Source organism: Tsukamurella pseudospumae (assembly GCF_001575195.1).
Lineage (GTDB): Bacteria > Actinomycetota > Actinomycetes > Mycobacteriales > Mycobacteriaceae > Tsukamurella > Tsukamurella pseudospumae.
Genome location: NZ_LSRF01000033.1, coordinates 173,477 through 183,385 on the forward strand (window position 1 = coordinate 173,477; position 9,909 = coordinate 183,385).

The 9,909-nt window shown below is 69.5% G+C and carries 11 protein-coding genes; 9 read left to right on the plus strand and 2 right to left on the minus strand.

Annotated elements, in window-relative coordinates; all coding sequences use genetic code 11:
• Window positions 1-80 precede the first annotated feature (80 nt).
• The 4 genes from AXK60_RS11325 to AXK60_RS11340 all read left to right on the plus strand — a co-directional run bounded on the left by AXK60_RS11325 (window position 81) and on the right by AXK60_RS11340 (window position 3,789).
• Window positions 81-557: a GNAT family N-acetyltransferase gene (locus AXK60_RS11325; RefSeq protein ID WP_139057895.1), complete on the plus strand. Its 477-nt coding sequence runs from the start codon at window positions 81-83 to the stop codon at window positions 555-557.
• A 36-nt stretch (window positions 558-593) separates the two neighbouring features.
• Window positions 594-1,958, plus strand: a complete 1,365-nt coding sequence (locus AXK60_RS11330; RefSeq protein WP_068571505.1) for a M1 family metallopeptidase — start codon at window positions 594-596, stop codon at window positions 1,956-1,958.
• Window positions 1,959-2,115: 157 nt separating this feature from the next.
• Complete coding sequence (locus AXK60_RS11335) at window positions 2,116-2,472, plus strand: YciI family protein (RefSeq protein WP_231855492.1); 357 nt, start codon at window positions 2,116-2,118, stop codon at window positions 2,470-2,472.
• A gap of 48 nt (window positions 2,473-2,520) precedes the next feature.
• A complete protein-coding gene (locus AXK60_RS11340; RefSeq protein WP_068571228.1) occupies window positions 2,521-3,789 on the plus strand; it encodes an RNA polymerase sigma factor in 1,269 nt (422 codons plus the stop codon).
• Between the two features lies 1 nt (window position 3,790).
• On the opposite strand, the gene rfbC is transcribed toward AXK60_RS11340, so the two are convergent.
• Together rfbC and rfbA are read right to left on the minus strand one after the other, a co-directional pair.
• Window positions 3,791-4,360, minus strand: a complete 570-nt coding sequence (gene rfbC / locus AXK60_RS11345) for a dTDP-4-dehydrorhamnose 3,5-epimerase (RefSeq protein ID WP_217491780.1) — start codon at window positions 4,358-4,360, stop codon at window positions 3,791-3,793.
• Complete coding sequence (rfbA, locus tag AXK60_RS11350; RefSeq protein WP_068571229.1) at window positions 4,357-5,229, minus strand: glucose-1-phosphate thymidylyltransferase RfbA; 873 nt, start codon at window positions 5,227-5,229, stop codon at window positions 4,357-4,359. The genes rfbC and rfbA overlap by 4 nt, the downstream gene beginning before the upstream one ends.
• A 43-nt stretch (window positions 5,230-5,272) precedes the next feature.
• Here rfbA and rfbB point away from each other — a divergent pair, with 43 nt between their 5' ends.
• The 5 genes from rfbB to AXK60_RS11375 all read left to right on the plus strand — a co-directional run bounded on the left by rfbB (window position 5,273) and on the right by AXK60_RS11375 (window position 9,908).
• Window positions 5,273-6,274 carry a dTDP-glucose 4,6-dehydratase gene (gene rfbB, locus AXK60_RS11355; protein WP_068571230.1) on the plus strand — a complete coding sequence of 334 codons (1,002 nt, stop codon included), beginning with the start codon at window positions 5,273-5,275 and terminating at the stop codon, window positions 6,272-6,274.
• 146 nt (window positions 6,275-6,420) lie between these two features.
• Window positions 6,421-7,047: a cholesterol catabolism transcriptional regulator KstR gene (gene kstR / locus AXK60_RS11360; protein ID WP_068571231.1), complete on the plus strand. Its 627-nt coding sequence runs from the start codon at window positions 6,421-6,423 to the stop codon at window positions 7,045-7,047.
• Window positions 7,048-7,178: 131 nt separating this feature from the next.
• Complete coding sequence (locus AXK60_RS11365; protein WP_068571232.1) at window positions 7,179-7,997, plus strand: MlaE family ABC transporter permease; 819 nt, start codon at window positions 7,179-7,181, stop codon at window positions 7,995-7,997.
• Window position 7,998: 1 nt separating this feature from the next.
• Window positions 7,999-8,868 (plus strand): MlaE family ABC transporter permease, encoded by an 870-nt coding sequence (locus AXK60_RS11370; RefSeq protein ID WP_082777969.1) that lies wholly within the window; start codon window positions 7,999-8,001, stop codon window positions 8,866-8,868.
• A gap of 8 nt (window positions 8,869-8,876) precedes the next feature.
• Window positions 8,877-9,908 carry an MlaD family protein gene (locus AXK60_RS11375; RefSeq protein ID WP_068571233.1) on the plus strand — a complete coding sequence of 344 codons (1,032 nt, stop codon included), beginning with the start codon at window positions 8,877-8,879 and terminating at the stop codon, window positions 9,906-9,908.
• Window position 9,909 lies beyond the last annotated feature (1 nt).

Sequence of the window (9,909 nt, forward strand, 5' to 3'; positions counted from 1 at the left end):
GGCCCGACGATGCCCCTCCGCCGGAGATGACGTCGCCGTCACTAGTGTGGTCCACGACACCCCCCGACGAAAGGTCCCCCGTGAGTGACGGGCTCGAGATCACCCCGTTCCAGCCGAGCGACGTGGCGGAGCTGCTCGTGCTGCAGCGGTGCTGCTGGGTGCAGGAGGCGATCGCGAACGACAGTCTCGACATCCCGCCGCTCACCGAGACGCACGACGACATCCTGCAGTGGGCGTCCCAGTGGGCGACCTTCATCATGCGGCTCGACGGTCGGCTGATCGGTGCGGTCCGCGGCCGGGCGGAGGCCGATCACCGCTGGCACATCGGGCGCGTGATGGTCGCGCCGGACCTCGCCGGCCGCGGGCTCGGCACGGAGCTCATCGCCCTCATGGAATCCCTCGCCCCGCAGGGCACCGAGGAGTTCGTCATGTTCACCGGCGCCGGCAGCGAACGCAACATCCGGACGTACGAGCGCGCGGGTTACGCGGTCTCCGATCCGGAGCCCGCGCCGCACGGCGGCGTCGCCACCGTGACGCTGCGCAAGCCGGTAAGGTGATCACCCGAACCCCAGCGAAAGGAAGTGCGATCCGTGGTGCGCAAATCGGTCGGCCCGAAGCTCGTTGCCGCACCGAATCCGCAGCACGCGCGCGCGGTGGATCCGTACATCCCCGGCCACGGCAATCCGGGCTACCGGGTGTCGCGGTACGACCTGGAGCTGACCTACAAGGTCGAGAGCAACCGGCTCGACGGTAAGGCCGAGATCACCGCGACGGCCTCCGAGCCGCTCAAACGCTTCTCCCTCGACCTGTCGGACGCACTCACCGCGTCGAAGATCTCGGTCAACGGTCGCCGCCCGCAGCGCTATGCACACCGTGGGGGCAAGCTCACGCTCACGCTCGCCGACGCGGTCCCCGCCGGCGCGGCGATGACCATCTCGATCCGGTACGCGGGCACGCCCCGGCCGATCCGTTCCACGTGGGGCGAGGTCGGCTGGGAGGAGCTGTCGGAGGGCGTGATCGTCGCCTCGCAGCCGAGCGGTGCACCGTCGTGGTTCCCCTGCGACGACCATCCGGCGTCCAAGGCCTCGTACCGCATCACCATCACCACGGACTCCCCCTACCGTGTGGTGTCCAACGGAAAGCTGGTCTCCCGGAAGGTCTCGGCCGCGCACACCACCTGGGTCTACGAGCAGGCCGCCCCGATGGCGTCGTACCTGGCCACCATCCAGATCGGCGCGTACGACCTGCTCAAGGTCGCCGACAAGCCGGTGCCGATCCGGGCCGCCGTCCCCGCGCGGCTGACCTCCGACTTCCAGCGCAGCTTCGGCAACCAGGAGCGCATCATGCGCGCCTTCACCCGCTGGTTCGGACCGTACCCGTTCCCCGAGTACACGGTCGTCGTCACGGACGACACGCTGGAGATCCCCGTCGAGGCCCAGACCGTCTCGATCTTCGGGGCCAACCACTGCGACGGTACGCGGCACGCCGAACGGCTCGTGGCCCACGAGCTGGCCCACCAGTGGTTCGGCAACTCCCTGACGCTGACCCGGTGGAAGGACATCTGGCTGCACGAGGGATTCGCCTGCTATTCCGAGTGGCTGTGGGCCCAGGAGTGCGGCGAGGCCACGACCCAGCAGATGGCGGCGCGGTACTACGCGAAGCTGGCGGCGTCGCCCACCGACATCGTCGTCGGCGATCCGGGCCCGGACCTGATGTTCGACGACCGGGTGTACAAGCGCGGCGCACTCACCGTGCACGCGCTACGGGTGGCGCTGGGCGATCCGGCGTTCTTCTCCCTCCTGCACGAGTGGACCTCCGAGTTCGCCCATCAGTCGGTGTCCACCGACGACATCGTGACCCTGGCCGCGAAGCACAGCCCCGAGCCGCTCCGCGAACTGTGGCGGGCGTGGCTGTACGAGACCTCGCTGCCGCCGCTGCCCGTCCTCACCGCGCTCTGACCGCTGCTGCCGGATCGCGACGTTCACCGATCGCGGGAAACCTTCTGTGGGGATGATGTCGAAGCGGGGTCGCCCCGTTCGACGTACGGGTGAGACACGCTCCACCCACCACAGAGAAGGACTGATCGACATGCCTCGTTTCATGGGATTCGTACGGATGGCAGAGGGCCCCGAGGTCGGCGCGCCGCCCCAGGCACTCTTCGACGCGATGGACGTCTACATCGGGGAGCAGGCCGCGAAGGGCCACTTCCTCGACGGCGGCGGCCTGTACGGCACGGAGGACGCGGTGAACTTCGTCGTCCGCAAGGGCGAGATCACTCGGGTCGACGGACCCTACGCCGAGTCGAAGGAGATCGTCGGCGGCTGGTCGCTGCTGCAGTACGACACCCTCGAGGAGGCGATCGTCGCGTCGGAGGAGTTCGCCCAGCTGCACGCCACCCACTGGCCCGAGCTGAACATGGTCTCCACGCTGCGGCAGATCTCGGACGAGCCGCCGACCCCGGCGGACGCCTGACGGCCCGTCCGCCGACGCTTCGGCGGTGGTCCCGCCTACGCTGGTCGAGTGCCAGCCGGGACCACCGCCGAAACGATCACCGCCACCTGGCGGGCGGAATCGACGCGCCTCGTCGGCGCGCTGACCCGCATGACCCGCAGCATCCAGCTCGCGGAGGACCTCGCGCAGGACGCGTTGGTCGCCGCGCTGGAACAGTGGCCCGCGACCGGGGTCCCCACCAACCCGGCGGCGTGGCTGATGACCACCGCGAAGCGCCGCGGCGTCGATTCCATCCGCCGCGCCGAGACCCTGCGCCGCAAGACCGAGGAGATCGGCCGCGGCCTGCGGGAGGACGACGGTATGCCCGACCTCGACGCGCAGGTCGACTTCATCGAGGACGACGCGCTGCGCCTGATCTTCCTGTCCTGCCACCCCTCGCTCACGCCGGAGTCGCGTGCGGCGCTGACGCTCCGCGTGGTGGGCGGCCTCACCACCGCCGAGATCGCTCGCGGCTTCCTGGTTCCGGAGAAGACCATGGGGCAACGGATCTCACGCGCGAAGAAGACCTTGACCACCGCCCGCGCGGAGTTCGAGCTGCCCACCGGCGAGGAGCGCACCCGCCGTCTCGACGATGTGATGGCCGTGATCTACCTGATCTTCACCGAGGGCTACACGGCCACCGCCGGCGATGACTGGATGCGGCCGGAACTGGCTCGCGAGGGCATCCGGCTCGCGCGGATGCTCGCCGGGCTCGCGCCGGACGAGCCCGAGGCCCACGGCCTGCAGGCCCTGCTCGAACTCCAGGGCTCGCGCCTCGACGCGCGCACGGACTCCGACGGTGCGCCGGTCCTGCTCGATGATCAGGACCGTGGCCGGTGGGACGCCCTGCTGATCCGCCGGGGCCTCGCCGCCCTCGACCGCGCAGAATCCCTGGCGGCGCGGGGCATCCCGGTGGGCCGGTACTTCCTGCAGGCGGAGATCGCCGCCCAGCACGCTCGCGCCGGAGCACCCGGCGAGACGGATTGGACGAGGATCGCGGCGCTCTACGACGCACTCGCCGAGGCTGCACCCGGCCCCGTCGTCGAGGTGAACCGCGCTGTGGCGCACGGACGCGCCCACGGGCCGGAGGCGGGATTGGCGGTGCTCGACGCCGTCGATCCGGGCGCGCTCGGTGATTCCCCGCTCCTGCCGAGCGTCCGTGGAGATCTCCTGGAACGGGCCGGCCGGCACGCCGAGGCCGCCGGACAGTTCGACGATGCCGCCCGCCGCACCCGCAACGAGGGCGAACGCGGCCTCCTCGAGCGTCGGGTGCGGGAGAACCGTTCGGAACAGGACTGATTCAGCCGAGCCACCGCGGCAGCGCGCCCGCCGCGAGAGCCTCCGCCAGCGACGGTGCCGCCGTGTCCTTCTCGGACAGGATCGGCTGGACCTCACTCGGCCAGTCGATCCCGAGGTCCGGGTCCAGCGGATCCACGCCGTGCTCGGCGGACGGGTTGTACTCGGAAGACACGTGATACGCGACCACGGCACCGTCGGTCAGGGCACAGAAACCGTGCCCGAGCCCCTCGGCGACGTAGACCGTGCGATGCGCCTCGTCGTCCAGACGCACCGTCTCGACGGCGCCGAAGGTCGGCGAGCCGACCCGCAGGTCGACGATCACGTCGAGGGCGGATCCGTGGAGGCACGCGACCAGCTTCGCCTGCCCCGGAGGGACATCCGCGTAGTGGATGCCGCGTACCGCGCCCGCGCGGTTGACGGACACGTTGGTCTGCGCGACCACGAGTCCGCGTCCCGTGGCCGCGCGGAACGCGGTTCCCTTGAACAGCTCGAAGAACTCGCCACGCTCATCGGGTCGGACGACCGGATCGAGCACGAACGCGCCGGCGATCGACAATTCCTGCACGTTCATCGCGTGCCCTCCTCGAGCAGTCCGCGCAGGTAGCCGCCGTAGCCCGACTTGTCGAGCCGATCGGCGTGCGCGAGCAGTTGCGCGTCGTCGATGAAACCGTTGCGCCACGCGACCTCCTCGGGCGCGCCGATCTTGGTGCCCTGCCGCTGTTCCACCGCACGTACGTAGCCCGTGGCATCGGCGAGGGCGTCGAACGTGCCCGTGTCCAGCCACGCGGTCCCCCGCGGCAGCACCTCGACGGCGAGCCGCCCCTCGTCCAGGTAATGCCGGTTCACATCGGTGATCTCGTACTCGCCGCGCGCCGAGGGCCTCAGGTTCCGGGCGACCTCGACGACCGAGGGGTCGTAGAAGTACAGGCCCGGCACCGCGTACTGCGAGCGCGGCCGCTCCGGCTTCTCCTCGAAGCCGATGGCGCGGCCGGCACCGTCGAACTCGATGACCCCGTAGGCCCGCGGATCGGCGACCCGGTACGCGAAGACCGCGCCCCCCTCGATCCCGTCGAAGCGTCGCAGCTGCGAGCCGAGGCCCGGCCCGTAGAAGATGTTGTCGCCCAAGATGAGCGCCACGGTCTGATCACCGATGAAGTCGGCGCCGAGCACGAAGGCCTGGGCGAGGCCGTCGGGGCTGGGCTGCACGACGTAGTCGATGTGCACGCCGAACTGCGAGCCGTCACCGAGCAGCCGACGGAACTGCGCGGCGTCCTCCGGCGTGGTGACCACGAGGATCTCGCGGATCCCCGCCAGCATGAGCGTCGACAGCGGGTAGTGGACCATCGGCTTGTCGTAGACGGGTAGTAGCTGTTTGCTGACGCCGACGGTGATCGGATGCAGCCGGCTCCCCGTGCCTCCGGCCAGAATGATCCCTCGCATATACAAACAATAACTTCCCACCCACGGTAAGTATTGTGTGCATATGCACATCGTGGTCACCGGCGGCGCCGGCTTCATCGGCGCGAACTTCGTCCGCCGCACGGTGGCGACCCGCCCGGACGTGCGGATCACGATCCTGGACGCACTCACCTACGCCGCCAACGAGTCCTCGCTGGACGAGGTGCGCGAGCGGATCGACTTCGTCAAGGGCTCGATCGTCGACCCCGCGGTCGTCGACGAGGTCGTCGCCGGCGCCGACGCGGTGGTCAACTTCGCCGCCGATACGCACAACGACAATTCGCTGAGCGATCCGTGGCCCTTCCTGGACACCAACATCCGCGGCACGGCGGTCCTGCTCGACGCCGTGCGCCGGCACGACGTCCGCCTGCACCACATCTCCACCGACGAGGTCTTCGGCGACCTCCCGCTGGACACCCCGGAGCGATTCACCGAGGACACGCCGTACCGCCCGTCGAGCCCGTACTCGGCCTCCAAGGCGTCGTCGGACCACCTGGTGCGGGCGTGGGTGCGCAGCTTCGGCGTGCGGGCCACGATCTCCAACTGCTCCAACAACTACGGGCCGTACCAGCACGTCGAGAAGTTCATCCCGCGACAGATCACCAACATTCTCAGCGGCGAGCGCCCCAAGCTCTACGGCGCGGGCGCGAACGTTCGCGACTGGATCCACGTCGACGATCACAACGACGCGGTCTGGACCATCCTCGACCGGGGCGAGATCGGCGAGACCTACCTCATCGGGGCCGACGGCGAGCGGTCCAACCGCGAGGTGCTCCGCACCCTGCTCGAGGTGATGGGCCGCCCGGCGGACGACTTCGACGTCGTCCCCGATCGCGCGGGCCACGACCTGCGGTACGCGATCGACTCGAGCAGGCTCCGGCGCGAACTCGGCTGGGAGCCCACGCACGCCGATCTCGATGCGGGCCTGCGCGACACCGTCGAGTGGTACCGGCGCAACCGCGCGTGGTGGGAGCCGGGCAAGGCCGGCGTGGAAGCCGCCTACGCGCGCCGGGAGACGGCGCGCTGACGCCGGAAATCGTGTGATCTTCGACCGAACCACCGCGGAAAGCACAGGTCCGGCGCGAAAACCTGTTTCAATTGTCGCGACATCAGACGCGACCGACCGTCCGGACCATCGACCGGCGGCCGACGAGATCCACGAGGTGACCACCCATGCCGCCCGAAGGCACCCCCGCCGCTACCGCCACCGCCACCGCAGCTCCACCGCGGGAGGACCTCGACACCGCGGGGCAGCGCGAGCGGCGCAAGCGCATCATCGACGCCACGTTGGCGCTGGCCCGTAAGGGCGGCTACGACGCTGTGCAGATGCGGGCGGTGGCGAAGAAGGCGGACGTCGCGCTCGGCACGCTGTACCGGTACTTCCCGTCGAAGGTGCATCTCCTGGTCGCGGGCCTGGTCAGCCAGTTCGAGCGGGCGGGCGAGCGGATCGGGAAGGCCCAGATCCCCGGCGACACGTCGGCCGAGCGGCTGATGTTCGTTCTGGACCGCAACACCGAGGCGCTGCAGCGCGCACCACTGCTGACCGAGGCCATGGTGCGGGCGTTCATGTTCGCGGACGCGACCGCCGCCGCCGAGGTGGAGCGGGTCGGCCGCCTGCTGGAGGACATGTTCGCGCACGCGCTCGGCGTGGAGGACCCGGACGATCGCCAGCGCGACACCTTCCACCTCATCGCCGACGTCTGGATGGCGAACCTCGTCGCCTGGGTGACGCACCGCGCGTCCGCCACCGAGGTGCAGAAGCGCCTCTCCGTGGCCGTCGACCTCCTGATCAAGGACTGACGAACCACCTGGTCACGACCGGTCTCGGATCAAAAAACTGAAACACGTACTAGTTCTGCCGCGGCAGTTGATACGCTCCTTCCGATAATTGAGGGAGAGGGACAGACGATGGCGCGTTCGTCAGGCACGGCATGAGGGCCGCGGCGCTGTACCGGCTGTATCAGTTGGCGGCGATCTTCACCAAGAGTCTGTCCACGGTCGGTCGGTCGGTCCTGTTGGCCGGGCAGATCATCACCTGGACGGTGCGCGGCGTCCTCAAGCGGAACTTCGCAGTCGGCGAGACGATCACTCAGGCCGTCACGCTGCTGCGAGTGACCACTCTGCCCGCGATCCTCGTCGCGATCCCGTTCGGCGCGGTGGTGTCGGTGCAGGTCGGCGCACTGGTCGACACCGTCGGGGCGAACTCCCTGGTCGGCGCGGCCAGTGGCATCGGCATCATCCGCCAGGGTGCGCCGCTCGCCACCGGCGTGTTGCTGGGCGGCGTGTGCGCCTCGGCCATCGCGGCCGACCTCGGGTCCCGTACGGTGCGTGAGGAGCTGCAGGCCATGCAGGTCATGGGCGTCGACCCGATCGCCCGGCTCATTGCACCCCGCATGCTCGCGCTGATGCTCATCGCGCCGATGCTGCTGGTGGCGATCGTGGCGGTCGCGATGATCGTCGCGCTCACGGTCTCGGTGTGGCAGTTCGGGCTCAGCTCCGGCGGCTTCTGGTCGTCGTTCGGCGCCTTCTCGGCACCGTCGGACCTCGCCTTCGCCGTGCTCAAGGCCGAGACCGGGGCGATGATCGTCGGTCTGGTGGCCGGCCTCCGCGGCCTGGAGGCCTCGGGCGGCCCGCGCGGCGTCGCCGACGGTGTGAACTCCTCTGTGGTGCTGTCGATCACGCTGATCTTCCTCTCCTTCCTGGGACTGACTCAGCTGCAGACGATGTTCTTCCCGAGTCAGGTGGCCTGAGATGACCACGAACGCGCCCGCTCCGGCCGGGACTCCCGAGGCGAAGCCGAAGCGCAGCCCCCTCGCCTCGGGTCCTGCGGGGCTCGTGGCCCGGATCGGCGAGGCCGTCGTCTTCGTCGCGCAGTCGATCTACCTGGTCCCCCTCGCGCTCAAGAGGTACCGCGGGGAGACCTCGCGGGTGCTCAAACAACTCGCGTGGGGCCGCGGATCCGTGATCGTCGACGGCGGCGTGGTCGTCATGATGGTCATCCTCGGCGCCGCCAGCGGTGCCGCGGTCGCGATCGAGGCCTACGCGGGCCTGAACCTCATCGGCTTCGGCCCACTCACCGGCGTCATCGGCGGCCTCGCGAACATCCGCGAGATGATCCCCATCTCCGCGGGCATCGGCTTCGCCGCGCAGGCCGGCTGCCGGATGACCGCGCAGATCGGCTCGATGCGGATCGCGGAGGAGATCGACGCCGTGGAGGCGCTCGGTATCCGGTCGATCCCGTACGTGGTCAGCACCCGCCTGATCGCCGGCATCGTCGTGGTGCTCCCCGCGTACCTGCTCACGCTGCTGCTGAGCTTCCTCACCTGCAAGCTCATCGTGGTCGTCTTCCACGGCCAGGCGCAGGGCACCTACAACCACTACTTCGAGCAGTTCCTCAGCCCCGGCGACATCGCGCTGTCCACGGTCAAGGCCGTCGTCTTCTGCGCGGCCGTCACGATCATCCACTGCTACTACGGGTACTTCGCCAAGGGTGGCCCGGAGGGCGTCGGCCTCGCGAGCGGGCGCGCCGTACGAGCGAGCCTCGTCACCGTGCTGACGCTCGACTTCATCATGACCATCGCGATGTGGGGCCTCACGCCCGAGATCGTGTTCAAGGGTTAGGGGGAGCCGTGTACGAATTGCTCGGTGGCACACCGCAACGCCAGCAGCGGGTCTTCTTCGTCGTGGGCGCCGCGACGGTCGCGGTCATCCTGGTCGCGGCCCTGGCCGGCTTCATCTCCTCGCGCATCCCCGCATCGGACAGCCGCCTCGCGGTCACCGTCGAATCCGCGGACGTGGGCCCGGGCGTGAAGGCCGGCACGCGGGTCACGCTCCGCGGCGTCCCGGTCGGCGAGGTCCAGTCCGTCGTGATCCCCCGCGCGGGCCAGGCCAAGGTCTCGGTCCGGCTGGATCGCGGGAGCATCCGCGGCCTGACCGACGCACTGTCGGTGCGGTACCAGCCCGGCAACTACTTCGGTGTCACCGAGATGGCCCTGGTCCCGGGCAAGGGCGGCGGGGACCTTCGCTCCGGCAGCACCCTGCGCCCCACGTCCAGCAACGACACCATCTCCGACCTGCTCACGCGGAGCGCAGTCTCCGTCTCGGGGGTGATGACGCCGAAGCTGATCGAGGTCACCAAGAAGGCCACCGCGTACACGCAGGCCATCACCCCGCTGCTGCAGGTCGCGTTCTCCGTCGAGCAGCAGAACGCGCTCACCGTCAAGGTGCCCATCGCGACCACGCTGCACACCGTGCGTACCACGCTCGACGGGGTGCCGGGCCTGGTCGAGGGCGCATTCGAAGGATGGTTCGTCCCGCAGATGCGCGGCGGCGAGGCCGCCGGCACCCTCGACTACACCGTCAACAACTACGACAAGATCGACAAGACGACGACCCTGCTGGGAACCGGCTTCTTCACCCCGCTCGCCGACATGTTCGGCTCGCACGAGGCCGAGTTCACGTCCGGCACCGTCCTGCTGCGCGTCGTCATGGACAGCACGACCAAGGTGATGCGCACCGTCAGCGTCCCACGCCAGATCGTCCCGTTGATCACCGGCCTGAACAACGCTTTCATCACCGTTCCGGAGGGCACCGCACTGCGCATGAACATCATCGCCGACCGCATCCCGGCAGCCGCCTCAGTGCTCGAGGGGGGCCGCTGAC